This window comes from Mesorhizobium sp. 43Arga, from assembly GCF_053714255.1.
The window spans coordinates 78885-105079 of sequence record NZ_JBSKBO010000002.1 but is presented as its reverse complement, the minus strand read 5'-3'; the positions used below and the strand labels follow the sequence as shown (position 1 = coordinate 105079).

The window sequence follows — 26195 nt, the reverse complement described above, 5'->3', positions numbered from 1 at the left end:
GCCCGTCATGACGAGGAAGCTTCGCCGGAGCCTAAACATATCGACCCGCCACCGCGAGACGTGCGAGAGGCACCGGTACCAAATCCAAACGGCGACAAGAATTCCTAGCCGTGGGTGCCCGGCGAAGCCCGCAGCTTCGGTGGCGGTCCGTCCCTCAGTCGCTCCACCGAACCTTGCTTCCGAGAAGGTCCCGGGTGTCGGCCGCAAACTGCCATGATGGCCGCGTGTTCCACGCCTGGCGCAATCGCTGCGATCAAAGCGTCAATGGCCGGGATGCAGTGCGAGGGCCCGGAGATCGGTAGGTTAAAGCCGGTCGGATACCGCAGATCGTAATCCTGGTTTATGTGGGCGAGCTGCTCAGCAACTCGCCACCGAAATTCCTAACGGCCGGGGCATCTCCCATAGCGTTGGCGACACCTGTCCGAGCCCCTTGGCCGGCACCGCGTGCTCGCTCTACAGGGCGAGGTAAAGGCTCAGCCCGCAAGAGCCAATCCCAGTACGATTCCCAGTCCGACGGCAATTCCCGTCGCCAGATCTCCAGCCAAGCGAATCGTCCAAGAGGCGGCCAAGGCGCGCCAATTCCCTTTCGGTTTGGCTCCCTGCAGCCGCATCAGACCGTCGAAAATGCAGTCAATGGTCATTCTCGCTCGGCGTGTAGATCAATGCCTAGCGAAGTCGAGTTGCGTACCTAAATCGTACCTATCGCCAAAAACGGCGATTTTGCATGTTCGGTAAGTGCTTGGAATGTTTGGCTCCCCGGGCCGGATATGTCCTCGACACTTCAAGCGGAGATCTTTCGGTTGGCCCACGAGATCCGGCAGGTCAAAGGGGCGGAGATTGTCGACGACGATCTCATCCCCATCGGGTTTATGCATATCCAGGACTTTGAGGGCCTTCTCGCGACCGCAACGCCTTCTTCGTTGATTTCAGCGATAGAGCTTTGGCTCCATAGTCCGAAATACAAAGGTTGGAGCCTCTGGTCGGCGCATGAAGAAAATCCGGGGCGTACGCCGATCGACCAGAGATCGCTTTACGATCGGTTTCCGAAACCTTCAGGCATGAGGTGGCTAACCCGTGAGGCCGCCGGGATGCTAGAGCAGGAAGCCCCATAACTAGCTCGTCTCCCGGGAGGACGAATGTCAAACTACGAAACTTCGTTGGAGCGAAAGCGCGCGTCGCTTGACCGGTTGATTGCGAGCTCGGGCACGACTGACACCGCGAGCCTAATATTCTTGAGAGCGGACAACGAAGTCGCTTGGGAACTTGGTCATTTCGATGACCCTCCTCGAAAAGAGGTTATGCAGGACATGCTGGATGGGCTGCTGATCCGTGCGAGAAGAGATGCGTTCGCTGCCAGGGAACTAGCCGCGATGGCTTTGCACTCAACCAATACTGCGAACGAGAAATTGAATAGGATTTTGAAGTACCATCTTCCCACGCTCGTTTTTGCCAACATCGTCGCTCTGGCACTTTTCCGGCTTCTTTAGGCCTGCGGCCGGCGATCGGCCTGTTCGGCATCTATGCTCCGGTAAGGGTGTCGTGTATCGTGAAGTAATGAGAGCTCGCCATCCAATTCTCGCCTTGGTTGCTTTGTCCTTGTCGGGCTGCGGCCCTTCTCAGGAAGAAATTCGCGAAAGCTGCAAGGCGAGCGCGGATGAGCAGAAGTGTGTTGATCAGAATAACGCCGCGATCAGCAAAGACGCGGCCGGTCAGGTCGATCCCCCAAAACCATAGCCTATTGGGCGATTTGCAACCCTTCCGCCTTTGTGTTTTCTTCGCCCAAGGGGGATGAAGAGATGCTCAAATCGCTGCTGCTTGGGTGCGCGCTATCGCTAGTCGCGTCTCAATGTTTTGCTCAAACGATAGAGGAACGGCGGAAGCTCTATGCTCTCGGCGAAGCCGGGCCCGAGTGGTGCCCGAATATTGAAACTGGCTGGTTCAAGCTGGGCGCGATCGGCTACGATATGTCAGCCGACGAGGGCGAATATCGCCGCTACAAGGCGGTCAAGAACGAGTGGTTCGAGTCTTTTAGGAAGGTCGGCAACCAAGCGGTAGTCTGCCAATTCCTCATGGACAAGTTTGGGCCTGGGACAGCGCTGGAGCTGTTTCAGTATAGATGACGGACTGCGCGGGTTGGTCTCACTATGAGGGAGTGTGTCGCACATGGGCTTTTCGCCTGGCGGGGTCGGAGGCGCCCATAATCCGATTTCGTGAACAACGTGGTCTGTGGCATAGCAGGATTGGGATCGGCCGCTGTCGCAGGTTTTTTCGATATTTGACCTCGTCCGCTGGGCGCCACGTCCGGTGAAGAACCGGTTGATGGGGCGACCTCTTTTGGAGTTCGCCGTGGGCAAAGAATATCCACTCTCTGACGGCACCCTTGGCAGTAAGCTCGCGATGGGCACAGGCCTCTCCGTCGACTGCCTCACATGCAGGCGGAAAGCGGTCCTGGATGCCGCTGAACTGGTCAAACTGTTCGGGCCGGAACAGCGCTGTTTGCACTGGGATTTGCTCAAGATCATCATTTGCAGCGAATGCCGTGCCGCCGGCCGGGACGACCGGAACCTGCAGTTCGCCAACCATGCGATGACGCCGGAGCAGTGCAAAGGCTGGACGCCACGTCCCTAATCGAAGTGGGCTGTGAGAAGCCATCGACATTTGACAGGTCTGGCGGCTATGACTGTCGGCGGGGAGGGGAGTGGGCGTGCCGATACCTTCATTTACAATCGACGGGCTGTTGCCGCCTTACGTCGGTCCAAACGGACCCGGCGGGGCCCCCGAAGACCTAAGCCCCTACGAGGTTTCATCTGTTGAGGTGGCTATAACTTTTGGAACCACTGATAACCGGAGAGACATCTTGCGGAAGTGGCTGGCCCACCGAGGGCAACTTCGAGCCGCCGGAATCGTTCAGGGTTTTCAGTGGTTGGACGGTAGCTTCTTGGAAGCGAAAGAGCCTAATGATCTGGACACGGTCTCGTTCATCTACCGCCCTTTGCACGCCTTGCAGTTGGTGGACTGGAATGCATTTGTGGCCGGTCATCTGCACCTTTTTCATCGCGGACAGGTAAAGCTGAATTTCCGGCTGGATGCCTTATTCGTTGAGTTAAACGGCCATCCTGAAACCATTGTTGACGCGGCGCGATACTATCTGGGTCTGTTTTCTCATCGCAGAGGCGACGACATATGGAAGGGCATGTTAAAGGTTAGGTTGGAAAATGCGGCGGACGACACAGATGCAGTTGCGTTCCTGGGGCCTGCCCCAGCTGTCGGAGGACCGTAGTCCATGAGCGCAATTAGAAAGCTCGAAAGAGACCACGCAAAGGCTGATCGTGCAGCCGTGGTGGGCTTGCTTGATCGCATCACAGAAGCCGATGTGCTGACGCGGCTTAGCCTCGAATCGCGACTTGAGGAACTGGACGCACAGATAGCTTCGGAAGGCGAAGAGCCGGCAGCAACATATGCTTCCGCCGCATTGTTTTTTGGCGGTCGCCCCGTTGTTGGATCAAAGGGTGTTGAGGCTGAGTTCGGCGCAGGTGCTTTGGCGACTTTCCAAGACCTCGTCGCCAAAGTCTTGGCAAAAAACACCTCAGGTCTAGGGCTGAAGGGTCCAGTAGCAAATAAGTCCGCTGCAGCGATGCACATCACAAACATCGTCAGGGGATCGTTCGGCTTCCTCTTGGAGGAAGTTCGGGACCAAGCTCAGTTGATGGAGACCAATCTCAAAGAAGCCGTCGAGGACGCCTCCAAGCTCCTCGACGTTTTCGGAGAGGCGGACGAAGAGAAGTTCCAAGCCACCGTTGCGGAGGCAGATCAACGCATCATAGCGACTGCACGGGTCTTCTTCGATCTGTTGCGACAGCATGGAGCGACTTTGCGTATGGTCGCTGGAGAGAACGAGTTTCAATTCGGCGCGGATGCAGTAGGACGCGCAGTTGAGAGGGCGAGCGGCACCTCGATTGAAGAGGATGAGGTAACTTTAAGCGGCCAGCTTGCAGGTGTTTTGCCGAGCGCTCACCAATTTGAGTTCCGCGTGGTCGGCGGCGAAGCACTGAAAGGAAGGGTCGACTTGTTGTTGACCGCTTCTGATCTTGAACGGTGGAACCGAGAACTCGTCGGGGTCGACGCTACGATGAGGGCCTCAGTCAAGCGAGTATTGCGTCACGGCCAAGTCGCACGCGAAAACTACGTGCTGAAAAGTTTGTCCCGAGATGATCGAGGGACTGGTAGTGCCATCGCACTGCCAGATTTCAGCGAATGAGATCGTCGACCTGAGTACTCAATAGGCTTCGATGCTCCATCAGCCGCCGCAACCCGCTCGATAGCCGCCCGATGTTGGATGACAGCCAATCGTGCCTTCGCTCTTAGGTGAGCCTCGTATCGATCGAAAACCTCGTCTCCAACGAACGACGCGCCGCGCACGCCAAGCCATGCAGGCGGTAGCACGCTCACAATCAACGCCGTCACCGAAATCGGATGTTCCGAGAATAAGCCGCTCGGCCTCGGCGCCGAGATAGAGCGCAATGCAAAACGCTTCGACAATGGCACGCTTGGCACCGTCGCCGCGTTCCCATGAAACCGCGGATCCAGCATGACGCTGTGACCGAGATCATTAGGCGTATCAGCTTTGATCGTGACCTCGCCGCACGTACGCAATGCGTCTTGTAGCAATGCTTTCCGCCGGCAACGGATCTATCCACTATTCGCAGCTCGACGCGGGGTAGGCATGGCTTCCCCAGGTTAGGCCTCGGGAACAGATTGCAATAATGATGGGTGTCGGCGCGTCGCCTCGCAATGGCGAGGGGGCGCCGACCATGAGCGTGGCGAAGGCTTTACGTCATAGCCAGCCTGAAATGGGCACTGAAAAAAGCCCTGGCTTGCTATTCTGGGCGCGTCCCGCGGAGCCTCGCCTGGAGAGTTGGTATCTGAATAGCGGGTCTGTGGTGGTTTTTGGCGGTTCCATGCGTCTCCACCGATCGCCAAGAGGCTGATATCAGACCAATATAGATGAGATTTTTCAAAGATAAGCTAAGTGTTTGAAATCGTTGGTACGCCCAAGGGGAATCGAACCCCTGTTACCGCCGTGAAAGGGCTGGCTTTGCGAGGCTTCGGCATTCAGGTAAGTGTGCAGAAGTCCTTATATGTACAGGCAGGGACGGCTAACCCCTCGCGCAACCCTCGCCCTCGCCGATGAAGTAAAAGAAACGTGCCCGCGAGCGAAGGTGCCCTCTTGTTCTGTCGTGGCGTTAAAATATCATCGGAGGTCGCGAAGTTTCTTGGAAGGCGCTTTTGGGGGCATTCTATGAGCGTAACAGGCAGTGCGCCCGCTGGCTGGTTTCGGCGAAAGGTATGGCGCTACGTTCACTTAATCGACTGGCGCATACTGTCGATCCTGCTTGCAGTGGTTTTGACATTGGTCATAACGGCCGGACTATATTTGGCTGTCTGGTATAAAATCCTTAATGTAGATCCGGCGACCCATTTTGGAGCGGTATTCGCAGGCTGGGTGGCTGGGGTTGCCCTATTTGTCGTCGGTGGTGCTGCTGTAGGCATCGTTTCTTTGGCTCGGCCTGAAGAAGAGCCGTTTGAGACTCGCGCTCGAATCCTTTTCCGAAAACAAAAAGGCCCTCACATCGAATATGTCGTAGAGAAAATGAGAGATTGGTTAGAGCCCTATGCGGAGACAATTACGCAAGTAGTAAAAGTAACCGAGTATGACGATGCCGCAAAGATGTTCTTCCTAGAAACCGAAACGATCCTGGAGGTGAGAAGCTATGTTGATGATGTTGATGCGCCGTTTGCGTCGTCTATAAAGTATGACAAATTTTCAACTCCTCCTCCAGGGAAGAAACCTGCCAGCTTTACGTTCCTTCGTATCAATGATAAACCGGACGGTGCTGGGTTTTCTGTCGGTGATTCGATCAATCGGTCATTCGTTACGAACATTCCTGCGGAAAACCTCTGCAAGATCGAGTACGCGATAAATTACTGGATACAGGAAAAGCATGAGGAGAACACCTATACACCGGTTCGTTACACTCAGAAGCTGGCCCTGAAGGTTGAAAATCGCTTGATGAATGACAATCTCATTGTTGAGCTATGGACCAACAACACTCCGAGGCGGGTGATCGTCGGGCACAGCGAGACGCGAGACCTAGTTTTGCAAGAAGACATGAAGCCTGGGAAGAGAGTCTACAATTTCAACGTCGCTCTGGAGCGTGTGGCTGCCCAGGAGGAGGTTCTCAAGTCCCAGCCAGTCCAACTAACCGCCAAAGTCCTACAGCAGCCTGAGGAAACCGAAACCGTTTCCCCGCCTGAGGGGCCTCGGGCGCGAGTTCGGTCAAAGCCTAGAAAGGCAGCGAAGCAGAAGCGGACAGAGGGCGAGACATCTTGACTTACGGGCCGCCGGCGCCCATATTTCGGGGACGGTAGGTCACTACGGAGTTTGCGATGACGATGCCCCATGAAGTAGGCGTTTAATACGCCAGTGTTTAAAATCGAGTGGTTTCACAGCCACTCGCGGGTTTCGTTTGAGTCAGATTCGCACCTTCGGAGGTGCTTTTAAACTCGACGCATATGCGGTCATAGACTGCCTGTCCCGATTCAATGCATCAGGTTTTGTCGTCTGCTCGCACGGCGCGCGATCAGCGCCCAGTGTTCTCGACATGCATTCCTCAGTACGAAGGCCGGAAGCGGGAGCGGAATCGCGACTGGAAGCCGATTTTCGAGCGCAAGTGATGAGGGTTTCTACTCGATCAGCATCCTGGCCATCACCTGTGTGAGTATGCGGTCACCAATGGGTATGTCGTCCACCTCAACGGCCATTAGGAAGGCCCAATTCCCTTGCGGCTTGTAGCGCGTTCGTCAATTCCATCGCCCATTTGACAACCGTCAGCGCCGCATCCTCCTGAAGAGTTTTTTCCGTTTTTAGCTTGCCCAAATCAGGCGCCGGTAGGCCCGCATCGCGCAGATATCTTGCCAATTTTTTGAACAGGTGGGGATTACCTCTTTCGCTCGATCCTCTGGCATTCACGGTCGAAAAACCCTGTCCCTCGATGCTGAGATGGATCTCGTTTTCGCCGTCATACCAGACGCCGATCTTCGGATATGCTGTCTTACCACTACGCTCCGCCACTGTCGCTTCCCTTCCGCAGCCTCACACCAGCGCCGGCCGGCATTCTCGGGGATGAACTTCGAGCCGCCAGCAATGCCTTACTTTTCGGCTCTGTTTTTCTCAGCCAGTAGCAAGTTCGTTCGCCGCAATCTGATGCAGAGATCGTGCTGTCGTCCACCGCTCTCAAGCGCCATAAAAATTAGAATGGCGGCACTGATCGCCATGACCCATTTGATGTCTAGGTAGTAAGCCGCAACCAGAGGAATTGCCACCAGGACGGGCGCGAGCCAACGCTGGTAGCCTGCTCCAATAACCTTTTCATCGTCGGCCATGTCGGCCGGCCCGACTGATAGTAACGTCATCTCAATACTCCCTCCCTTCCTATTTCCTCAAACTCACCCGGCGTCGCCGCCTCCATAGCCTCTATGGCGTTTGAACCCTGAATCGCGGAGACATCCTGCCAGCTGATCAGGAATTGACCTTGCGATGACGCGATGGCGATGAAATCATCGCCGCTGTCACCGCCACGTCGAAATCCACCCTGCCAAATGCGCCAAACTCGGGATGCATCGCCGAATTGCTCCCAAGAACCCCGGGGAAGGCAGCATTCACATTTTTGCCAAGGTCTGTTTCCTGAACCTCCCGTGATTCCAGACAAGATTTGCCGAAGCGTCTCCGACATGAATTCGTCGAGATCCACGGGCCCCTCCATGTCGCGTGAACCTGTCGATAGTCGCAGGAACGCTAGCGAAAGCAACGGCAGGTGAGGGGCCTGTCTGGCGAATCTGTTCAGGCAAATTCGCGGGCGTTTATTCAGCGGATATTCGACGGGAGGGGATATATCGCCGCTAAGTGCTTGAAAAGTCTGGTACGCCCAAGGGGAATCGAACCCTGTTACCGCCGTGAAAGGGCGTTGGGCGATGGTGAAGTTCGTCCGAAGCCTTCCGTCACGCCGATCGCGGCAATCATCAAAACAGGTCCATAGCGAAACCAGATTCTGTAGATATGCTGTAGATCAGCCGTTTTCTAGGAGCTTGTTGGGATCGACTAAGCCTTTGAAAATGTTGGCTCCCCGGGCCGGATTCGAACCAGCGACCAACCGGTTAACAGCCGGTTGCTCTACCACTGAGCTACCGGGGAACGGAGGCTCTTTGAGCAAGTGGCGCAGCCTATAGCAAACACCTTTCGGCTTTGCAAAGAAGCATTTCGCTTTTTTCCGAGACTTTTTCGCGCGGCGGTTTCTCGCAATCGGTGGCGGCCGTCCTCATATTAGCCGTCTTGGCGATGGGCGCGGAACCGAAACGGCGGTCGCGGCTTTCGTAAGCAGGCTTTTTCGAGCGACCAGACGGGCAGCCATTGGCGATGACGGCAGCAGACGAAAACCGGATACCGGCACGAAAGATCTCGATTTTCGGGCGCGACTTCACCATGCCGCAGTCACGCGGCCTCAGAATCACGATCGGCATTCTTTTGACTATCGGCGGCATTCTCGGCTTTCTGCCGATTCTCGGCTTCTGGATGGTTCCGATCGGATTGCTGGTGCTCTCTTATGAATTCGCCATGGTGCGGCGCCACCGGCGCCGCTTCGTCGTCTGGTGGGAGCGGCGGCGACGTCCGGATGGAACGACGGGCACCAAGCCGGGCCTTTGATCGCGCCATCCTTCCGCGGCGTTATGCCCTTGTTCGGGTTTGGGATTTTGGCGAATCGGCTTCTCGGTCCGCACTTCTGTCCAAATCCTCGCGGATTTCCCTCGGAATGGCGGCAGCCGAGGCGAGGCGCGCACGGTCGCACGGCGATAGCCTCGCGGTGCCATCTATCGCAAGGCAGTCGATGGCATAACGCAGCAACGCCTCGCATCCGGATCGCGACAAGCCATCCCAGGCGTTCGTTTCGGTGCTCGGGCTTGCCGGCCGCATGGCGCAGTCCTCCTCTTTCCCCGACGCTGGCGCGGGCTTGGAGTTTCACGTGATCTCCTGCTATATTTAATGATCGTCTAATATGCGTGGTGGCCCACCGCGGCCACGGCGCTCGATGTGGAGGGTCGGATTCTTGCAGAGGAAACCGCGCGGAATGCGTGGTGGCCGCTTGACGCCATTTTCGCCGCAACCTATTGGAACCGGGTGGAACGCCGGGAGCAATGAGGCCTCGTGGCGGAGTGGTTACGCAGAGGACTGCAAATCCTTGCACCCCGGTTCGATTCCGGGCGAGGCCTCCAATACCCGGGCTCCCGCGCGCTCAGCGCCGGAGCCTGACGTTCTCATCGAAATGAACCGCGGTTCTGGCGCGGCAAGCGGATTGGTTGGAACATGAGCGCTGATTTCTCCGAGCTTCGCGTCAAAATGGTCGACGGTCAGGTTCGCACCACCGACGTGACCAGCGCCCCGCTGCTGGAAGCCATGCTTACAGTGCCGCGCGAGGTTTTCGTCGGCGACCGCCAGCGTGATCTCGCCTATATCGACGAGGACATCCGCATTGCCGACGGCGCCGATGGCGCCCGCTATCTCATGGAAGCATCGCCGCTGGCCAAGCTGATGCAGCTGGCCGAGATCAATGCGACCGATTCGGCGCTCGATGTCGGCAGTGGTACCGGCTACGCCTCGGCCATCCTATCGCGACTGGCGAGGTCGGTCGTGGCGCTCGAAAGCGATTCGGCGCTGGCGCAAACCGCGACATCGACCCTTTCCGGCCTTGGCTGCGGCAATGTGACCGTGGTCCAGGGCGCGCTGGCGCAGGGCTATGCGGCCAAGGCACCCTATGACGTCATCTTCATCGGCGGCAGTGTCGAGAAAGTGCCGGCGCCGTTGCTCGATCAACTCGCCGAAGGCGGCCGACTCGTCGCGGTCGAAGGGCGCGGCAATTCCGGCGTGGCGCGACTTTTTTTCAAGGCGGGGGGGGTTGTAACCGGGAGAAGGGCATTTAATGCGGCAATTAAGCCACTACCGGGATTCGATCGTGAGCATGCTTTTGAATTCTGAATGATTTTGCCTTGCAGCAGAGGCTTTGTCATGGTCGCTTACATTTGAACAATCGTTGCTGATCCTAGACTGGGGGCACTTTGGGACCGAGCGACAGGGAACGAAACACGCCACTCCGGCTGCTCTAACGAGAAGCCGGCGCGGCGCAGTTCTCATGGAAACGAATGAGGGATATACCTGTGCCGTCTGTATCCAAGACCCTTTTTGCCGCCGTCCTCGTATCCGCGACGGCGCTGTCCCCACTAACCGCCTCGGCGGAAACCATCACCGGCGCGCTCGCCAAGGCCTATCAATACAATTCCACGCTGAATGCATCCCGCGCCGGTGTGCGCGTCACCGACGAAGGCGTGGCCATTGCCAAGTCGACCGGGCGCCCGACGATCACGGGATCGGCCAACATCGATTATACAAACACCCGCCTGGACAACAGCCGTGGCAACTCGAAGCTGACGAGTGGCGGTTACGGCATTCAGATCAACCAGTCGCTGTTTGACGGCTTTCAGACGAAAAACAACGTGGCGGCGGCGGAATCCCAGGTGAAGGCGTCGGTGGAGACCCTGCGCAACACCGAAGAGAACACCCTTTTCAGCGCGGCCACTGCCTACATGGACGTGATCCGGGATCGGCAGATCGCGGTGCTGACCGAGCAGAACCTGCAGTTCCTGACCGAGCAGGCACGTGCGGCGAGGTCGCGTTTCGAAGTCGGCGAAGGTACCCGCACCGACGTCGCGCAGGCCGATGCGTCGCGCGCCTCGGCGGTGGCCTCGCTCAGTGCCGCCCGCGCGCAGGCGCTGGCCAGCGCCGCGACCTATCACCAGGTGGTCGGCGACGAGCCGGGCAAGCTCAAGCCGGCTGCTCCATTGGGCAGGCTGCTGCCGTCGAGCCTGGAGGCGGCGATCGCGATCGGGGCGAATGAGCATCCGGCCATTCTCGCCACCCAGCATCTCGTTGATGCGGCCGCGTTTTCGGTGAAGTCGGCGGAAGGCGCGCTGTTGCCGCAGCTGACGGCGTCGGCGGGTATTTCCGAAAACTACCGCAACTCCATCCCCGACCTCTCCGGCTCCAACGGCAATTCGACCTCGGCCAATATCGGCGCGACGCTGACCGTTCCGATCTATTCGGGCGGCCGGACCTCGGCGCTCGTGCGCCAGGGCAAGGAATCGCTTGGCCAGGCCCGTATCCAGGTCGATGTCAGCCGGGACCAGGTCCGCCAGGCCGTTGCCACCGCATGGTCGCAATACACCGCCGCGCAGCAGAGCGTCTCGGCCAACAGGCAGGTGATCGACGCCGCGCAACTGGCGCTGAATGGCGTCATCGAAGAGCGCAATGTCGGCCAGCGCACCACGCTTGACGTGCTCAACGCGCAGGCCGCCGTCATCACCGCCAAGATCAACCAGGCCAATTCCGAACACGATGTGGTGGTGGCAAGCTATGCCATCCTGTCGGCGATGGGTCGCCTGTCGGTCGATCGGCTTGCCTTGCAGGTCACCAAGTACAAGCCCGAAGAGCACTACAACGCCGTCAAGGACAAGTGGTTCGGCCTGCGTACGCCGGACGGCCGCTAAGCGCCGGTGGCTTGACTCGCGTCGAGCCGTCCGAGCCTTGCTTGAAAACCGGTTCCGCTTCGGTTTCGTGCCTGTGCTTTTGCATTGGCGCGATTGCGAAGGGCGCGCTACGCGCTTTTCCCGGGAAGGCGATTTCACACTTTTCCCGGAATTGCCTCTAATCTGTTGAAATCCCACATGTCCCCAGATTGGGGATTCTCGTGCGGCGCTCCGTCGGTTACGCTATCGCCATGATTCGAATCCGGCTTCTGCCGGAGCGGAAGACTAACAGGTCACAAGGGCGGCGGATGTGACGATGGCAACGGCAAGCAGCGCACAGCGCGAACCTTCCATGGAAGAGATACTGGCTTCCATCAGGAGGATCATCGAGGACAGCGACAACGGCCGCAAGCAGCCGGGTGAGGGCGAAGAGCTGCGGCAGGATCTGGACCCTTCGCCGGACGAGGCTCCGGCCGCCGATGTCAATGCGTTTCGCGCCGAACTGCATGCCGCTCCCGAAGTCAGCAAGCCGGTCGTGATCGCGGAAGTCCAGGCGCCTTCGCCCGAGCCGATGATCGCGCGGATGGGGGTGCAGACGCGTGCCGATCCCGTGCCGGTCAAGCCGTCGATGACGCTTGCCGAGGTCAGCGCCAGGATCGCCGCCGAGCCGGCGCCAGCCGCCACGGCCGGAGCGCCAATGGTCTCGAAGGCTGGGGTCTCGAAGGCTGGGGTCTCGAAGGCTGGGGTCTCGCAGACTGAGGCCCCGCAGGCCGGCGCGACAAGCGATGCCATCGTCGCCGATTGGCGGCGTGAGATCGCGGCGGTCGGAGAGCAGGCGAAAGCGATACCGGACAGGAGCATCCGCAAGCCGGTCGCCCAGCCGGAGGCGCCAACGAGCGAACCGGTGGCGGAGGCTGCTTTCGAACGGCCTTCTTCAAGCGAAGCTCCGGCAGGCGCCGCTCAGGCGCGTGCGGCAAGCGAAGCGCCCGCGGCGCGCCCGGCAATTCTTTCCGAACATACGGGCCGGCAGGTCGCCGCGGCCTTCGGCGAGCTGTCCGATGCCTTTGCCAGCCGCAGCAAGAAGACATTCGACGAGATGGCCGAAGAGATGCTGCGGCCGATGCTGCAGGACTGGCTCGACAACAATCTGCCGACGCTGGTCGAGCGCCTGGTGCGGGAGGAAATCGAGCGCGTGGCGCGCGGGGCGCAGTAATCTCCTCCAACGATCACTCTCGAAACGCCGCCCATGAGGCGGCGGTTTCGTCGATCAGGTCAGCCTGCGCTGGTGGCGAAGCAGATGAGGTTGCCGTCGGGATCCTTGACGATGAACGTGCGGGCGCCCCAGGGTTCGGTCCGCAATGTCTGGTGGAACGGGGCCATGGCCGCCTGATACTCCAGAAACAGAGCCTTGATGTTGTCGACAACGATCGTCGCCGCCAGCAGGTCATCGGTCGAATTGGCGGCGAGTGGAGGCTTGTCGACATGGCGCAGGTTGAGCCGTGCGCCATCGCGGATGATTTGGGCGTAAAAGGGCGGCTCGCCATAGATGAAGCGCGTCTCGAAGCCGAGCTTTTGCCGGTAGAAATTGCAGGCTGCTACAATGTCGCAGACAAAGAGCTGAGGCTCGGCAAAGGCGAGATGCGGTTTTGCGGCGTCTGTTGCTGCATGATCGGTCACGGTTTGAAGGCCTTCCTTCAGTGCCTGCCAGCTCTCGAAACCTGACTTCCTGGCGACGAGTTCCTGGGCATCGGCAAGGTTGAAGCCGTGATCGAGGATCTGGCTGTCGCTGAGATCGTGAAAACGCGGCAAGAGCCATCCAATCACAGCGGCGACGGGATAATACCGCTCGCGGTGCCATTTGAGATAGAGCTTGGCCTGTTTCTTGTGGTGTTCGAGGGTCGGCATGGGCGCATTGCGGGGTTGAGGTGGCGTAGGCGGGCAATGCCCCTCCGGCCGGAAGCCGATGCGCCCTACTGCAGCGTCCGCACGATATGGCTACGACGCCCGACGGTCAAGCTGCGGGTGCCTCGCGCCACGACCCTCCGTTGAAATGAGCGCGGGCACGCCTATTTGCTTCTCATGAACCGAGGCTGCCCTTGCGGTTGACTTGGCCAAGACCTTCCGATTTACACCGAACCAGCAAAAATCCCGACAGCGCGGACCATTCCCCATGCTTGAAAAGACCTACGACGCAAAGACCGTCGAGCCGAAGATCGCCAAAGTGTGGGAAGAGGCGGACGCCTTCCGCGCCGGCGCCGGGGCGGAGGAAGGGGCCGAAGCCTTCACCATCGTCATTCCGCCGCCCAACGTCACCGGCTCGCTGCATATGGGCCATGCGCTCAACAACACGCTGCAGGACATTCTGGTGCGCTTCGAGCGCATGCGCGGCAAGAACGTGCTGTGGCAGCCGGGCATGGATCATGCCGGCATCGCCACGCAGATGGTGGTCGAGCGGCAGCTGATGGAGAAGCAGATCCATCGCCGCGACCTGACGCGCGAGCAGTTCATCGAGAAAGTGTGGGAGTGGAAGGCCGAATCCGGCGGCACCATCTTCAATCAGTTGAAGCGGCTCGGCGCCTCGGCCGACTGGTCGCGCGAGCGCTTCACCATGGATGAAGGCCTGTCCAAGGCCGTGCTCGAAGTCTTCGTCACCCTCTACAAGGAAGGCCTGATCTACAAGGACAAGCGCCTTGTGAACTGGGATCCGAGACTTTTGACCGCGATCTCCGACCTCGAGGTCGAGCAGCATGAAGTCAACGGCAATCTCTGGCACTTCCGCTATCCGTTGGAGGGCGAGACCTTCGACCCGGAAAATCCGAAAACCTTCATCACGGTCGCGACCACGCGCCCGGAAACGATGCTGGGCGATACGGCGGTGGCGGTGCATCCGGACGACGAGCGGTACCGGCATCTGGTCGGCAAGAACGTCGTGCTGCCGATCGTCGGTCGCAAGATACCTGTTGTGGCGGACGAGTATTCCGATCCTGAAAAGGGTTCGGGCGCGGTCAAGATCACGCCGGCGCATGATTTCAACGACTTCGAGGTCGGCAAGCGCCACAAGCTGCCGGCGATCAACATCCTGACTGTCGAAGCCGCCATCAAGTTGAAGGACAATGAAGATTTCCTCGCCGGCCTCGATGCGACGCCGGAGCGGCAGGCCGTCTGGGACGCGCTTGACGGGCTCGACCGTTTCATCGCGCGCAAGAAGATCGTCGAACTGATGGAAGAAGGCGGCTTCCTGGAAAAAGTCGAGCCGCATCGCCATGCCGTGCCGCATGGCGACCGCGGCGGCGTGCCGATCGAGCCGTTCCTGACCGAGCAGTGGTATGCCAACGCGGCCGAGCTCGCCAAGCCGGCGATCGCCTCGGTGCGCGAGGGCCGCACCAACTTCGTGCCCAAGAACTGGGAAAAAACCTATTTCGATTGGATGGAGAACATCCAGCCCTGGTGCATCTCGCGCCAGCTGTGGTGGGGCCACCAGATCCCGGCCTGGTATGGGCCGGATGGGCGCGTCTTCGTCGAGAAGACCGAGGAAGAGGCGCTGAGCGCGGCGATCGAATATTATCTGGCGCTCGAAGGCCCGTGGAAGGCCTGGGTCGAGGACAGACTGGAAAACTTCCAGCCGGGCGAGATCCTGACCCGGGACGAGGACGTCCTCGATACCTGGTTTTCCTCGGCATTGTGGCCGTTCTCGACTTTGGGCTGGCCGGACCAGACGCCTGAGCTGAAGACCTATTACCAGACCGACGTGCTGGTGACCGGCTTCGACATCATCTTCTTCTGGGTGGCCCGCATGATGATGATGGGTCTGCATTTCATGGACGAGGAACCGTTCCACACCGTCTATGTGCACGCGCTGGTGCGCGACAAGAACGGCGCCAAGATGTCGAAGTCGAAGGGCAACGTCATCGACCCGCTCGATTTGATCGACGAGTATGGCGCCGATGCGTTGCGCTTCACCTTGACGGTGATGGCAGCGCAAGGCCGCGACGTGAAGCTCGACCCGGCGCGCATCGCCGGCTATCGCAATTTCGGCACCAAGCTGTGGAACGCGACGCGTTTCGCCGAGATGAACGAAGTCGCCCGCAATGACGATTTCTGGCTGAACGACGCCAAGCTGGCGGTCAACCGCTGGATCCTGACCGAGCTGACGCGTGCCGCGCGGCAGATCACCGACGGCATCACCTCCTACCGCTTCAACGAGGCGGCCGGTGCTGCCTACCGTTTCGTCTGGAACCTGTTCTGCGACTGGTATCTGGAACTCTTGAAGCCCGTGTTCATGGGCGCGGATGAGGCGGCCAAGGCCGAGAGCCGCGCCTGCGTCGCGTTCGTGCTCGACGAAATCTACAAGCTCCTGCATCCGATGATGCCGTTCATGACGGAGGAGCTGTGGGCGCAGACGGCGGGCGAGGGCAAGGAGCGCGAGTCGCTGCTTTGCCACGCTGCCTGGCCGGCGCCGGACTTCGAGGACGCGGATGCGGCCGCCGACATCAACTGGCTGGTCGACCTCGTCTCCGGTATCCGCTCGGTGCGCTCGGAGATGAACGTGCCGCCGGCGGCGATCGCGCCGCTGGTCGTGGTCGGCGCCAATGATGTGACGCGCGAGCGGCTGGTTCGCGAGGACTCGGCGATCAAGCGGCTGGCACGCGTCGGCGACATCTCGTTGGCTGACGCGGCGCCCAAGGGCTCGGCGCAGATCGTGCTTAACGAAGCAACGATCTGCCTGCCGCTCGGCAGCCTGATCGACCTCGCCGCCGAGGCTGCCCGGCTGCAGAAGGAACTGGCCAAGGTCACCGAGGAAATCGCGCGCCTGCACAAGAAGCTGTCGAATGAACGCTTCGTCGCCAGCGCGCCGGCCGAGATCGTCGACGCCGAGCGTGAAAAGCTCGCCGAATATCGCGACGCGCAGGACAAGCTATCAGTGGCTTTGACCAGGGTCCGCGACGCCGGTTGAGGGATAGATTCGCCAGACTTTAGCTTTATCTAAAAAGACGATCTTTTGCCTCGAAAGTAGGCATTCCGTTGCGTTAATGTTGACGTAAACGGAAGTTTTAACCCCATTGTTGCCATAATGTAACAATGGGGCCGAACGCTCGCGAAAATGGCTGTTTTTGAGCCTTCTGCGGCGAATTCTCCTCATTTTCTGGCCGGATAAGCATGCGCCGGGCCGTTTTTCGGCCTTGCGGCGCCTGTCTCCATTTTGTCGAAAATGCGTTTGGCAAGCATGTACATGTACGCCCCGATAATTCGTTGTTGCGCCGTTAACCCGAATTGGTTCTAGCTTGATGCACTCGAATTCGGGGAGGACATTTATGAACTTTTTGCGTCTGAAAGCACTGCTGGGGGCGGGGTGCTTTTCGCTGGCTTTAATCGGGACCGCAATGAACTCGGCGCATGCCGGTGGCATTGAGCGTGGCGGCTACGATATCGATCTTCTGTTCGATCCGGCGCCGTTCGCGACGGAAGCGGAGTCGACTTATGTTATGCCGCAACGCAAGCTCAAGAATGCGGTGGACACCAACCCGCTCGACGGCAATTTGACGTTCCTCGGCAGCACGGCAAAGGACAGCGAGAGCTACTGGGTGCCGCGCATCGGCGTCAAGGCGCAGATCGTTCAAGGTGTCGACTGTATGTTCGACTATTCCCAGCCATGGGGCGCGCACACCAATCCGGGTCTGTGGGCCGGCGCCGAATCCAACATGGAAACCGACATCAAGAGCAACAATTACGCCACGACTTGCTCCTACAAGATGGATGCCGGCAAAGGCCAGCTTCGCTTCATCGGCGGCGTCTATTACCAGGAAGTCTACGGTTTCAAGAAGGACCTGGTGTCGCCGCTGGTGCCGGGTTTCCAGGGCACCGGCCAGGTTGATCTCAGGGGGACCGGCTGGGGCTGGCGCGCCGGCCTTGCCTATGAAATCCCGGACATCGCGCTGCGCGCCAGCCTCGTCTACAATTCACGGGTCAAGCTCGACAATATCTCGGGCACGCTGGATCTGACGCATGTTGGCAGTGTCGTGCTGCCGATCTATGGCTCGACACAGTACATGCCGGACACGGTCGAGTTTAAGTTGCAGTCGGGCATCGCTCCCGGCTGGCTCGCCTTCGGCTCGCTCAAGTGGGTGAATTGGAGCCTGTTGCAGAGTGTTCCGATTTGCGTAGTCGGCACTCCTTCGGCGGCGTGCGTTACGGGTGATGCTCTGCATTCAGGCCAGATCACCTCGCTGGATTTGATGTATCGCGACGGCTGGACCGTCACGGGCGGTATCGGCCACAAGTTCAACGATCAGTGGAGTGCGGCCGGCCAGCTTTCCTGGGATCGCGGCACGTCACATGGCTATGGCTCGCAGACCGATACCTGGACCGTGGGCGGTGGCGTTGCCTATACGCCCCAGCCCAATATCGAGGTTCGTCTGGCCGGCGCGATCGGCGTGCTGACCAGCGGCCATTCGGGAATAGTGAATGGCGAACGCGGCTATGTGGCCGGCAATGAGGTCAGCTACGACTTCGGCAACGATCTGGTCACGGCAATTTCCGGCGGTGTCAAGATCAAGTTCTAACCCATTGAGAATTTGACAAAAAAGGCCGGGCATTGCCCGGCCTTTTTCGTTTGGGCCGACATCGTCGGTGCCTCCGGTATCCAAGCTGCGTTGCATATAAGCCGCACTGGCATCGCCTCGTGCGTTTGTGACGTTTTGGCAACACTTTCTGAACAACCCCTGCGCTAGAGGTCAGGTCGGGGAAATTGCCCATTTCCCGCCATAAACCCGGCGCACCTCGAACTTGTCTCGGGACACGCGCCAAAAGGCTCGGCGATGGGGCAGGCCGCACCGCCCGCGGCAAGGATGAGAATGGACGCCAAGGTCATTTCAAAGGCTAAGCTTCCTAGCCGCTATGTGACTGTCGGTCCGGCGCGTGCGCCGCACCGGTCCTATCTCTATGCCATGGGGCTTTCCGCCGCCGAGATCGCGCAGCCGCTGGTCGGCGTCGCCTCCTGCTGGAACGAAGCCGCACCCTGCAACATCTCGCTGATGCGCCAGGCGCAGGTGGTCAAGAAGGGGGTAGCTGCGGCCAACGGCACGCCGCGCGAATTCTGCACCATCACCGTCACCGACGGCATCGCCATGGGCCACCAGGGTATGAAGTCGTCGCTGGTGTCGCGCGAGGTCATCGCCGATTCGGTCGAGCTCACGATGCGCGGCCATTGCTACGATGCGCTGGTCGGCCTTGCCGGCTGCGACAAGTCGCTGCCCGGCATGATGATGGCCATGGTGCGGCTCAACGTGCCGTCGATCTTCATTTATGGCGGTTCGATCCTGCCCGGCAGTTATCGCGGTCGCCAGATCACCGTGCAGGATGTGTTCGAGGCGGTCGGCCAGCACTCCGTCGGCACGATCGGCGATGCCGAGCTGCTCGAGATCGAGCAGGCGGCCTGTCCGTCGGCCGGCTCCTGCGGCGCCCAGTTCACCGCCAACACCATGGCAACCGTCGCCGAGGCGATCGGTCTGGCGCTGCCCTATTCCTGCGGCGCGCCGGCGCCTTACGAAATGCGCGACCGTTTCAATTTCGCCTCCGGCGAAAAGATCATGGAGCTGATCGCCAAAAACATCCGGCCGCGCGACATCGTCACGCTGAAGGCGCTGGAGAACGCCGCGACCGTGGTTTCCGCCACCGGCGGCTCGACCAATGCAGCCCTGCATCTGCCGGCGATCGCGCATGAGGCGGGAATCAAATTCGATCTCTTCGATGTCGCGAAGATCTTCGAGAAGACGCCTTACATCGCCGACCTCAAGCCTGGCGGCAAATATGTCGCCAAGGACATGTTCGAGGCCGGGGGCATTCCGCTGTTGATGAAGACGCTGCTCGACCACGGCTATCTGCATGGCGATTGCCTGACGGTCACTGGCCGCACTTTGGCCGAAAACATGGAGCACGTTGCCTGGAATGAACACCAGGATGTGGTCCGCCCGGCCAACAGACCAATTACCCAAACCGGCGGTGTCGTGGGCTTGAAGGGAAACCTTGCCCCCGAAGGCGCGATCGTGAAGGTCGCGGGCATGGCGGAGTTGAAATTCTCCGGCCCGGCGCGCTGTTTCGATTCGGAAGAGGAATGTTTCGAGGCGGTGACGCATCGCAACTACCGGGAAGGCGAGGTTCTCGTCATTCGCTATGAAGGGCCGCGCGGTGGTCCTGGCATGCGCGAGATGCTGTCGACGACGGCAGCGCTCTACGGCCAGGGCATGGGCGGCAAGGTGGCGCTGATCACCGACGGCCGCTTCTCGGGCGCGACGCGCGGCTTCTGCATCGGCCATGTCGGGCCGGAAGCGGCGGTTGGGGGGCCGATCGGCCTCATCAGGGATGGCGACGTGATCTCGATCGACGCCGTGAACGGCACGATCGACGTGGCGCTGACCGAGGCCGAACTGGCGGCGCGGGCCAAGACATGGAAGGCGCGCACGACCGACTACCAGTCGGGCGCGATATGGAAATACGCACAGACGGTCGGGTCTGCCAGGGATGGCGCGGTCACCCATCCGGGCGGTGCGAAAGAAACACACTGCTATGCGGATATCTGAGTTGTTGAGGTCATCTGTCCTTCCGGCACTGGTCGCTGCGGCGATCTTTGGCGCCGTGGGCCAGGCTTTGGCCTTTGACGACAAGGTGTTCGACGACAAGACCGGCGTGAAGCCGCAGTCCAGCCCCTGGGCGGTGTTCCAGTTCGGCTTCTCCGCCTACAAGAAAGGCCACAAGGAACAGGCCGCCGAAGCCTATAAATACGCCGCCGAAAACGGCCAGATCGGCGCCACCTGGAAGCTTGCCCGCATGTATGCCGAGGGCGACGGCGTGGCGCGGGACGATTATGAGGCGTTCAAGTTCTTCTCCGAGATCGTCGACCAGGACGTCGAGCCCGGCTCGCCGGAGGAAAGCTACGTCTCCGACGCGCTGGTGGCGCTCGGCGATTATCTGCGCAAGGGCATTCCCGGCAGTCCGGTCACCGAGAACGAGGTGGCGGCCCAGGAATATTACATGCGCGCCGCCGCCAACTACCGCAATCCGAACGCCCAGTTCGAGATGGGGCAGATGTTCCTGAAGGGCGAGGGCGGCGTGAAGGCCAGTGTCAAGCAGGCCGGGCGCTGGTTCCAGCTCGCCGCCGAGAAGGGCCATGCGGGCGCGCAGGCGACGCTTGGCCATCTCTTGTTCCAGAGCGGCAAGATCGTTCGTGGCCTGGCGATGATGACCGCCGCGCTCGAACGTGCGGCGCCGGCCGACCAGCCCTGGATCCGCGGCATGCAGGAAGAGGCTTTTGCCGCCGCCGGCGAGGCCGACCGGCGCACGGCCATTTCGCTGGCCGATGACATCCTGACCAAGGGCACCACCAACGCAGATCAGTAAGGTCGTCTGCCGCTCTCCTCCAAGAGGGGAGATCAGCCAGTCAGAAAAATCAGTTCTCGGTCGGCTCCGTCGGCACCATGCTGGGCGCGGGCGTCGAAATCGGCGTGACCTGCGGGTTCGGCGCCATCGTGTTTCCGGGGCAGCTATCGCCGATTTTCGTCCAGGATGTATTGTTGAGCACCATCTCGCAGCGCGCCAGATGGCTCCGGTCGGCAACCGTCAGGCAGGCGACCTGACCGACCGGATAGGACTTTCCATTGGCAAGACATTCCGGCGCCGCGAAAGCCGGCACCATGGCCGCCGTGGCAAACGCCAAGCCGATCGGACAAACAACAAATCGAATGGTCATGGGAACCCCGGCCGCCATGATGATTTTCCATCATGCGCCCGATTTGTGGCGATAGGACGTCGTCGTGGCGACACAAGGTCGGGGCGATACGCCGGCAGAACGGCCCCGGTCAGGCCGGCTGCAAGGCGAGATCGATCGCAACCGGCACGTGATCGGACGGCTTTTCCCAGGCGCGCACATGCTTCTCGATCGAGGCCGACGAGAAGCGATTGGCGGCTTCCGGCGACAGCAGCAGATGGTCGATGCGGATGCCGTTGTTCTTCTGCCAGGCGCCAGCCTGATAATCCCAGAAGGTGTAGGTGTCGGGCGAATCCGTGACCGCGCGCACTGCTTCCGTGAAACCGAGATTGAGCAGCCGGCGGAAGGCCTGCCGCGTCTGCGGCTGGAACAGCGCGTCGCCCAGCCAGTTCTCCGGAAAACGCGCATCGATCGGCTCGGGAATGACGTTGTAGTCGCCGGCCAGCACCAGCGCCTCTTCCAGCCTCAGCCGCTCTTCGGCCCAGCGCTCCAGCCGCGCCATCCATGAGAGCTTGTAGGGGAATTTTTTATCGTCATCGATCGGATTGCCGTTCGGCAGATAGAGCGAGGCGACGCGCAGCGCGCCCTTGTCGGTCGAGAACACCCCTTCGATGAAGCGCGCCTGCTCGTCGGCGTCGTCACCCGGCAGGCCTCTGGTGACCTCGTCAAAGCGCAGCTTCGACAGCAGCGCCACGCCGTTGAAACCTTTCTGGCCATGGGTTTCCACGTTGTAGCCCAACGCCTCGATCTCAGCGCGCGGGAACTGGTCGTCGACCGTCTTGATCTCCTGCAGGCAGACGATGTCGGGCGCGCTTTCGGTCAGCCAATGGGTGAGATTGCCGATGCGGGCGCGAACGCCGTTGATGTTCCAGGTGACGATTTTCATGACGGTCTATTCTTTCTGCGGCGGGTGGCGTTCGACGAGGCCGATCGTATTGCCTGCCGGGTCCTTAAGGAAGGCCATCCACTCGCTTTCCCCCGCTGGGCCGAACGTGCCTTCGGTATCGCAATGCACGAGCGCCGGTTGCGCTGTGAAGGGGACGCCCGCGGCTTTCGCCTCGGCGTGGAAGGCTTCAAGGCCGGCAATGTCGAGATAGACGGTGCCGGCCGGTATGCCGTCGGTGAACAGCAGTCTCACATCGCCGGCCATGATGAAGGCGATGCCCGGCGGATCGTAGCGGGCATGAACGCCCATACCGAGCACGTCACGCCAGAAGGCCAGCGTCGAATCAAGATTGCGTCCGGCCGACAGCGCGACCTGACGGACCGCGCCGATGGCAGGCATGCCGTTAGATGGAGAAGCTCGTGCCGCAGCCGCAGGAGGCGACAGCGTTCGGATTGCGGATCTGGAAAGACTGGCCCATCAGATCGTCGACGAAGTCGATCACCGAGCCGCCCATATAGACCAGCGACAAATCGTCGATCAGCACCGTGGCGCCGTCCTTCTCGATGGCGACGTCGTCATCATTACGCGTGTCGACCAGGTCGAATTTGTAGGAAAATCCGGAGCAGCCGCCGCCTTCGACGGAAACGCGCAACGCCGTCTTGCCGGCCTCGCCAGAGACAATCTTGGCGATCCGCCTGGCGGCGGCCTCGGTCATGTCGACTTTCATGGCGGTCTTGGCATCAGCGCCCATGGGCGTCACCTTGCTTTCGGTTTCACATGATAGGTATGAAGCGCAAGGGGCCAAGTCAACTGCGGCAGCATCAGCCATGACCAATGAGTTGGGCGACATCGGGTTCGGCTATCGGCCGCGCGCCGCCTATGCCACCGATCCGGCGCGCTCGCGCGGGCGGCTGTTCGACGAGGTCGAGAGCCCGACCCGCACGCCTTTCCAGCGCGACCGCGACCGCATCATCCACTCGACGGCGTTCCGGCGGCTCAAGCACAAGACGCAAGTCTTCATCGCCCATGAAGGCGACCATTACCGCACAAGGCTGACCCATTCGATCGAAGTGGCGCAGATCGCGCGTGCGCTGGCGCGGGCGCTGCGCGGCGACGAGGATCTCGCCGAGGCGGTGGCGCTGGTGCATGATTTCGGCCACACGCCCTTCGGCCACACCGGCGAGGACGCGCTGAACGACAAGATGGCGGCCTGGGACGGTTTCGATCATAACGCGCAGTCGCTGCGCATCGTGACACGGCTGGAGGCGCGCTACGCCGAATTCGACGGACTGAACCTGACCTGGGAGACACTGGAGGGCCTGGTCAAGCACAATGGCCCGCTGACTGACAGCAGCGGCAAGGGCCTGAAAGGGCCGGTGCCGCAGGCGATCCGCGATTATTCGGAGCTGCAGAATCTTGAACTCGACCGCTTCGCCGGCATCGAGGCGCAGTGCGCGGCGATCGCCGACGATATCGCCTACAACACGCATGACATTGATGACGGGCTGCGGGCAGGGTTGCTGACGCTCGACATGCTGGAAACAGTCTCGCTGCCGGGGAAGATCCTGGCGGGTGTGCGCCAACGCTATCCCAGGCTCGATGACGTGCGCACCGGCCACGAACTGATGCGGCGGCAGATCACCGCCATGGTCGAGGATGTCATCGTTTCGGCAACCGCGAATCTGGAACGTGTCGGGCCTCAGAGCGCCGACGCCGTGAGGGCGGCGGGGGAGACGATGGTGAGCTTTTCCGCCGAGATGGCCGCGGCCGAGAAGGAACTGAAGGCCTTTCTCTACAAGCATCTCTACCGGCACGAGGAGGTGATGCGGGTGCGCGCCGGCGCCGAACAGATCGTCAGGGACCTGTTCGACGTCTATTTCGCCGACCCGCGCGCCATGCCCGACGGCTGGCGCGAGGGGCTGGACCGGGCCGAGGATCGCATCAAGGCGCGCAGCGTCGCCGATTTCCTGGCGGGGATGACCGACACCTATGCGCTCAAGGAACACAGGCGTTTGTTTGACCGCACCCCGGATTTGAGCTAGGGCGAGCGCGATTTTGCCGGCCGACGAGCCGGATTCGCCTAAAACCGCCAGAGCAATACCCATGAACATCTTCGCCGATTTCACCGCGCGAGTCACAAAGGCTGTCCAAGCGCTTGACCTGAAAGACAAGGACGGCGTTTCGCCCGACCTGTCGCGCATTGCCGTCGAACCGCCGCGCGACGCCAGCCATGGCGATCTGGCGACCAATGCGGCGATGGTGCTGGCCAAGCCTACGGGCCAGAACCCGCGCGCGCTGGCCGAGAATCTGGCGTTGGCGCTGCGCGATGACAAGGATGTCGCAGCCGCCGAGGTCGCCGGCCCGGGCTTCGTCAATCTGCGGCTCAAGGACGGCTTCTGGCAGGCGCATCTGTCGGCGCTTCTGGGCGAGGGGCGCAATTACGGCCGCTCGACGATCGGCGCCGGCCGGAAAACCAATGTCGAATATGTCTCGGCCAACCCGACGGGGCCGATGCATGTCGGCCATTGCCGGGGCGCTGTTGTCGGCGACGCGCTCGCCAATCTGCTGGCGTTCGCCGGTTACGACGTGACCAAGGAATATGTCATCAACGATGCCGGCGGACAGATCGACGTGCTCGGCCGCTCGGTCATACTGCGGTACCGAGAGGCGCTCGGCGACGAGATCGGCGAGATTCCGCCCGGCCTTTATCCCGGCGACTATCTGGTCCCTCTCGGCCAGGTGCTGGCCAAGGAGTTCGGACGCAGCCTGCTCCAGATGCCGGAGGATGAGGCGCTGGCCATCGTCAAGGACCGCGCGATCGACGCCATGATGGCGATGATCCGCGATGATCTGGCGCTGCTCAATGTGCATCACGACGTGTTCTTTTCCGAGCGCACATTGCATGCCGACAATGCCAGGAAGATCCGCTCGGCGATCAACGACCTGACGCTGAAGGGGCATATCTACAAGGGCAAGCTGCCGCCGCCCAAGGGCGAGAAGCCGGACGACTGGGAAGATCGCGAGCAGACGCTGTTCCGCTCGACGGCGGTCGGCGACGACATGGACCGGGCGCTGGTCAAGTCTGACGGATCGTTCACCTACTTCGCCGCCGACGTGGCGTATCTGAAGGACAAGGTTGATCGCGGCTTCGTCGACCTGATCTATGTGCTTGGCGCCGACCACGGCGGTTATGTCAAGCGGCTGGAGGCCCTGGCGCGGGCGATTACTGGCGACAAGGTGAAGCTCACGGTTCTGCTTTGCAATCTGGTCAAGCTGTTTCGCGACGGCGAGCCGGTACGAATGGGAAAAAGGGCTGGGAATTTCGTCACGGCGCGGGAAGTCATTGAAGAGGTGGGCCGCGATGCGGTGCGCTTCATGATGCTGTTCCGCAAGAATGACGCGCCGCTCGATTTCGATTTTGCCAAGGTCACCGAACAGTCCAAGGACAATCCGGTATTTTACGTGCAGTACGCCTCGGCGCGCTGTCATTCGGTGTTCCGGCAGGCAAGCGAGCAATTGGGCGAGGCGAATTTCGATCGCAAGGGCCTGGCTGCCGCCGCGGCTTCGCTGACCGACGAGGGCGAGATCGGCCTGATCCGCAAGCTCGCGGAATATCCGCGCCTGATCGAGTCCGCCGCTCTTGCGCTGGAGCCGCATAGGCTGGCATTTTACCTTTATGATCTGGCTTCCAGCTTTCACGGACACTGGAACCGGGGCACGGATAATCCGGACTTACGTTTTGTTAAGGTTAACGACCGACAATTGACGCATGCCAGACTAGGGCTGGTGCAGGCTGTTTCGGACGTTCTGACGTCCGGCCTGACGCTGATCGGAGCCGCTGCGCCCACCGAAATGCGTTAGGTTTGACTAAAAAACCTGTCACCTTTTGCCCACATTGCGCTGGTAAGGGCCAACCCT

26 protein-coding genes and 2 tRNA genes are annotated in these 26195 nt (G+C 60.5%); 18 read left to right on the top strand and 10 right to left on the bottom strand.

Going from position 1 to position 26195, the window contains the following annotated elements; genetic code table 11:
- Positions 1-473: 473 nt before the first annotated feature.
- Positions 474-641: a hypothetical protein gene (locus ACWGS8_RS06855; protein ID WP_454580213.1), complete on the bottom strand. Its 168-nt coding sequence runs from the start codon at positions 639-641 to the stop codon at positions 474-476.
- 159 nt (positions 642-800) lie between these two features.
- Between ACWGS8_RS06855 and ACWGS8_RS06850 the strand changes: the two genes are divergently transcribed.
- From ACWGS8_RS06850 to ACWGS8_RS06820, 7 genes are all read left to right on the top strand, one after another.
- Positions 801-1112 carry a hypothetical protein gene (locus tag ACWGS8_RS06850; protein WP_454580212.1) on the top strand — a complete coding sequence of 104 codons (312 nt, stop codon included), beginning with the start codon at positions 801-803 and terminating at the stop codon, positions 1110-1112.
- Between the two features lie 24 nt (positions 1113-1136).
- Positions 1137-1487, top strand: coding sequence for a hypothetical protein (locus ACWGS8_RS06845; protein ID WP_454580211.1), 351 nt, complete (start codon positions 1137-1139; stop codon positions 1485-1487).
- A 309-nt stretch (positions 1488-1796) separates the two neighbouring features.
- Positions 1797-2120, top strand: coding sequence for a hypothetical protein (locus ACWGS8_RS06840; protein ID WP_454580210.1), 324 nt, complete (start codon positions 1797-1799; stop codon positions 2118-2120).
- A 226-nt stretch (positions 2121-2346) separates the two neighbouring features.
- Positions 2347-2628 (top strand): hypothetical protein, encoded by a 282-nt coding sequence (locus tag ACWGS8_RS06835; RefSeq protein WP_454580209.1) that lies wholly within the window; start codon positions 2347-2349, stop codon positions 2626-2628.
- 70 nt (positions 2629-2698) lie between these two features.
- On the top strand, positions 2699-3280 hold the full coding sequence (locus tag ACWGS8_RS06830; protein ID WP_454580208.1) for a DUF6932 family protein: 582 nt from the start codon (positions 2699-2701) through the stop codon (positions 3278-3280).
- Between the two features lie 3 nt (positions 3281-3283).
- Positions 3284-4258: a hypothetical protein gene (locus tag ACWGS8_RS06825; RefSeq protein ID WP_454580207.1), complete on the top strand. Its 975-nt coding sequence runs from the start codon at positions 3284-3286 to the stop codon at positions 4256-4258.
- 1041 nt (positions 4259-5299) lie between these two features.
- Entirely contained in the window at positions 5300-6391 is a 1092-nt protein-coding gene (locus ACWGS8_RS06820) for a hypothetical protein (protein ID WP_454580206.1), read from the top strand.
- Positions 6392-6811: 420 nt separating this feature from the next.
- On the opposite strand, the gene ACWGS8_RS06815 is transcribed toward ACWGS8_RS06820, so the two are convergent.
- The 4 genes from ACWGS8_RS06815 to ACWGS8_RS06800 all read right to left on the bottom strand — a co-directional run bounded on the left by ACWGS8_RS06815 (position 6812) and on the right by ACWGS8_RS06800 (position 8251).
- Positions 6812-7132 (bottom strand): hypothetical protein, encoded by a 321-nt coding sequence (locus tag ACWGS8_RS06815; RefSeq protein ID WP_454580205.1) that lies wholly within the window; start codon positions 7130-7132, stop codon positions 6812-6814.
- 77 nt (positions 7133-7209) lie between these two features.
- Positions 7210-7443 (bottom strand): hypothetical protein, encoded by a 234-nt coding sequence (locus ACWGS8_RS06810; protein ID WP_454580204.1) that lies wholly within the window; start codon positions 7441-7443, stop codon positions 7210-7212.
- Positions 7444-7469: 26 nt separating this feature from the next.
- Positions 7470-7811, bottom strand: a complete 342-nt coding sequence (locus ACWGS8_RS06805) for a hypothetical protein (protein ID WP_454580203.1) — start codon at positions 7809-7811, stop codon at positions 7470-7472.
- Between the two features lie 365 nt (positions 7812-8176).
- A tRNA-Asn gene (locus ACWGS8_RS06800) sits at positions 8177-8251 on the bottom strand.
- Between the two features lie 222 nt (positions 8252-8473).
- On the opposite strand from ACWGS8_RS06800, the gene ACWGS8_RS06795 reads away from it, so the two are divergent.
- From ACWGS8_RS06795 to ACWGS8_RS06775, 5 genes are all read left to right on the top strand, one after another.
- Positions 8474-8761: a hypothetical protein gene (locus tag ACWGS8_RS06795; RefSeq protein ID WP_454580202.1), complete on the top strand. Its 288-nt coding sequence runs from the start codon at positions 8474-8476 to the stop codon at positions 8759-8761.
- 492 nt (positions 8762-9253) lie between these two features.
- A tRNA-Cys gene (locus ACWGS8_RS06790) sits at positions 9254-9327 on the top strand.
- A 91-nt stretch (positions 9328-9418) separates the two neighbouring features.
- Positions 9419-10087, top strand: a complete 669-nt coding sequence (locus ACWGS8_RS06785) for a protein-L-isoaspartate O-methyltransferase family protein (protein WP_454580201.1) — start codon at positions 9419-9421, stop codon at positions 10085-10087.
- A gap of 179 nt (positions 10088-10266) precedes the next feature.
- Positions 10267-11652 (top strand): TolC family outer membrane protein, encoded by a 1386-nt coding sequence (locus ACWGS8_RS06780; RefSeq protein ID WP_454580200.1) that lies wholly within the window; start codon positions 10267-10269, stop codon positions 11650-11652.
- Positions 11653-11947: 295 nt separating this feature from the next.
- Entirely contained in the window at positions 11948-12844 is an 897-nt protein-coding gene (locus ACWGS8_RS06775; protein WP_454580199.1) for a PopZ family protein, read from the top strand.
- 59 nt (positions 12845-12903) lie between these two features.
- Here ACWGS8_RS06775 and ACWGS8_RS06770 read toward each other — a convergent pair whose 3' ends face one another.
- Positions 12904-13536 carry a bleomycin resistance protein gene (locus ACWGS8_RS06770; RefSeq protein WP_454580198.1) on the bottom strand — a complete coding sequence of 211 codons (633 nt, stop codon included), beginning with the start codon at positions 13534-13536 and terminating at the stop codon, positions 12904-12906.
- Between the two features lie 265 nt (positions 13537-13801).
- Here ACWGS8_RS06770 and ACWGS8_RS06765 point away from each other — a divergent pair, with 265 nt between their 5' ends.
- The 4 genes from ACWGS8_RS06765 (at position 13802) to ACWGS8_RS06750 (ending at position 21024) form a co-directional block, all read left to right on the top strand.
- Positions 13802-16585 carry a valine--tRNA ligase gene (locus ACWGS8_RS06765; RefSeq protein WP_454580197.1) on the top strand — a complete coding sequence of 928 codons (2784 nt, stop codon included), beginning with the start codon at positions 13802-13804 and terminating at the stop codon, positions 16583-16585.
- Between the two features lie 358 nt (positions 16586-16943).
- Complete coding sequence (locus ACWGS8_RS06760) at positions 16944-18191, top strand: outer membrane protein transport protein (RefSeq protein WP_454580196.1); 1248 nt, start codon at positions 16944-16946, stop codon at positions 18189-18191.
- Between the two features lie 291 nt (positions 18192-18482).
- Positions 18483-20207 (top strand): dihydroxy-acid dehydratase, encoded by a 1725-nt coding sequence (gene ilvD / locus ACWGS8_RS06755; protein ID WP_454580195.1) that lies wholly within the window; start codon positions 18483-18485, stop codon positions 20205-20207.
- Positions 20194-21024, top strand: a complete 831-nt coding sequence (locus ACWGS8_RS06750; protein ID WP_454580194.1) for a tetratricopeptide repeat protein — start codon at positions 20194-20196, stop codon at positions 21022-21024. The genes ilvD and ACWGS8_RS06750 overlap by 14 nt, the downstream gene beginning before the upstream one ends.
- Before the next feature lie 49 nt (positions 21025-21073).
- Here ACWGS8_RS06750 and ACWGS8_RS06745 read toward each other — a convergent pair whose 3' ends face one another.
- From ACWGS8_RS06745 to erpA, 4 genes are all read right to left on the bottom strand, one after another.
- Positions 21074-21391 carry a hypothetical protein gene (locus tag ACWGS8_RS06745; RefSeq protein ID WP_454580193.1) on the bottom strand — a complete coding sequence of 106 codons (318 nt, stop codon included), beginning with the start codon at positions 21389-21391 and terminating at the stop codon, positions 21074-21076.
- A 91-nt stretch (positions 21392-21482) separates the two neighbouring features.
- Positions 21483-22277 (bottom strand): exodeoxyribonuclease III, encoded by a 795-nt coding sequence (gene xth / locus ACWGS8_RS06740; protein WP_454580192.1) that lies wholly within the window; start codon positions 22275-22277, stop codon positions 21483-21485.
- Positions 22278-22283: 6 nt separating this feature from the next.
- The gene (locus tag ACWGS8_RS06735) at positions 22284-22676 is read right to left on the bottom strand and encodes a VOC family protein (protein ID WP_454580191.1); all 393 of its coding nucleotides are present in this window, start codon (positions 22674-22676) and stop codon (positions 22284-22286) included.
- Positions 22677-22680: 4 nt separating this feature from the next.
- Complete coding sequence (gene erpA / locus ACWGS8_RS06730; protein WP_027024881.1) at positions 22681-23028, bottom strand: iron-sulfur cluster insertion protein ErpA; 348 nt, start codon at positions 23026-23028, stop codon at positions 22681-22683.
- A gap of 76 nt (positions 23029-23104) precedes the next feature.
- Between erpA and ACWGS8_RS06725 the strand changes: the two genes are divergently transcribed.
- Positions 23105-24319: a deoxyguanosinetriphosphate triphosphohydrolase gene (locus ACWGS8_RS06725; protein ID WP_454580190.1), complete on the top strand. Its 1215-nt coding sequence runs from the start codon at positions 23105-23107 to the stop codon at positions 24317-24319.
- 61 nt (positions 24320-24380) lie between these two features.
- Positions 24381-26138, top strand: coding sequence for an arginine--tRNA ligase (argS, locus tag ACWGS8_RS06720; protein ID WP_454580189.1), 1758 nt, complete (start codon positions 24381-24383; stop codon positions 26136-26138).
- Positions 26139-26195 lie beyond the last annotated feature (57 nt).

Excerpts from the sequence above, each read along its gene's own strand:
- ACWGS8_RS06760 (WP_454580196.1), top strand. The coding sequence starts at position 16,944 with ATGAACTTTTTGCGTCTGAAAGCACTGCTGGGGGCGGGGTGCTTTTCG.
- ACWGS8_RS06845 (WP_454580211.1), top strand. The coding sequence starts at position 1,137 with ATGTCAAACTACGAAACTTCGTTGGAGCGAAAGCGCGCGTCGCTTGAC.
- ACWGS8_RS06775 (WP_454580199.1), top strand. The coding sequence starts at position 11,948 with ATGGCAACGGCAAGCAGCGCACAGCGCGAACCTTCCATGGAAGAGATA.
- ilvD (WP_454580195.1), top strand. The coding sequence starts at position 18,483 with ATGGACGCCAAGGTCATTTCAAAGGCTAAGCTTCCTAGCCGCTATGTG.
- ACWGS8_RS06855 (WP_454580213.1), bottom strand. The coding sequence starts at position 641 with ATGACCATTGACTGCATTTTCGACGGTCTGATGCGGCTGCAGGGAGCC.
- ACWGS8_RS06825 (WP_454580207.1), top strand. The coding sequence starts at position 3,284 with ATGAGCGCAATTAGAAAGCTCGAAAGAGACCACGCAAAGGCTGATCGT.
- xth (WP_454580192.1), bottom strand. The coding sequence starts at position 22,277 with ATGAAAATCGTCACCTGGAACATCAACGGCGTTCGCGCCCGCATCGGC.
- ACWGS8_RS06785 (WP_454580201.1), top strand. The coding sequence starts at position 9,419 with ATGAGCGCTGATTTCTCCGAGCTTCGCGTCAAAATGGTCGACGGTCAG.
- ACWGS8_RS06725 (WP_454580190.1), top strand. The coding sequence starts at position 23,105 with ATGACCAATGAGTTGGGCGACATCGGGTTCGGCTATCGGCCGCGCGCC.
- ACWGS8_RS06735 (WP_454580191.1), bottom strand. The coding sequence starts at position 22,676 with ATGCCTGCCATCGGCGCGGTCCGTCAGGTCGCGCTGTCGGCCGGACGC.
- ACWGS8_RS06795 (WP_454580202.1), top strand. The coding sequence starts at position 8,474 with ATGACGGCAGCAGACGAAAACCGGATACCGGCACGAAAGATCTCGATT.
- ACWGS8_RS06820 (WP_454580206.1), top strand. The coding sequence starts at position 5,300 with ATGAGCGTAACAGGCAGTGCGCCCGCTGGCTGGTTTCGGCGAAAGGTA.
- ACWGS8_RS06840 (WP_454580210.1), top strand. The coding sequence starts at position 1,797 with ATGCTCAAATCGCTGCTGCTTGGGTGCGCGCTATCGCTAGTCGCGTCT.
- ACWGS8_RS06750 (WP_454580194.1), top strand. The coding sequence starts at position 20,194 with ATGCGGATATCTGAGTTGTTGAGGTCATCTGTCCTTCCGGCACTGGTC.
- ACWGS8_RS06770 (WP_454580198.1), bottom strand. The coding sequence starts at position 13,536 with ATGCCGACCCTCGAACACCACAAGAAACAGGCCAAGCTCTATCTCAAA.
- ACWGS8_RS06810 (WP_454580204.1), bottom strand. The coding sequence starts at position 7,443 with ATGGCCGACGATGAAAAGGTTATTGGAGCAGGCTACCAGCGTTGGCTC.
- ACWGS8_RS06745 (WP_454580193.1), bottom strand. The coding sequence starts at position 21,391 with ATGGCGGCCGGGGTTCCCATGACCATTCGATTTGTTGTTTGTCCGATC.
- ACWGS8_RS06765 (WP_454580197.1), top strand. The coding sequence starts at position 13,802 with ATGCTTGAAAAGACCTACGACGCAAAGACCGTCGAGCCGAAGATCGCC.
- erpA (WP_027024881.1), bottom strand. The coding sequence starts at position 23,028 with ATGGGCGCTGATGCCAAGACCGCCATGAAAGTCGACATGACCGAGGCC.
- argS (WP_454580189.1), top strand. The coding sequence starts at position 24,381 with ATGAACATCTTCGCCGATTTCACCGCGCGAGTCACAAAGGCTGTCCAA.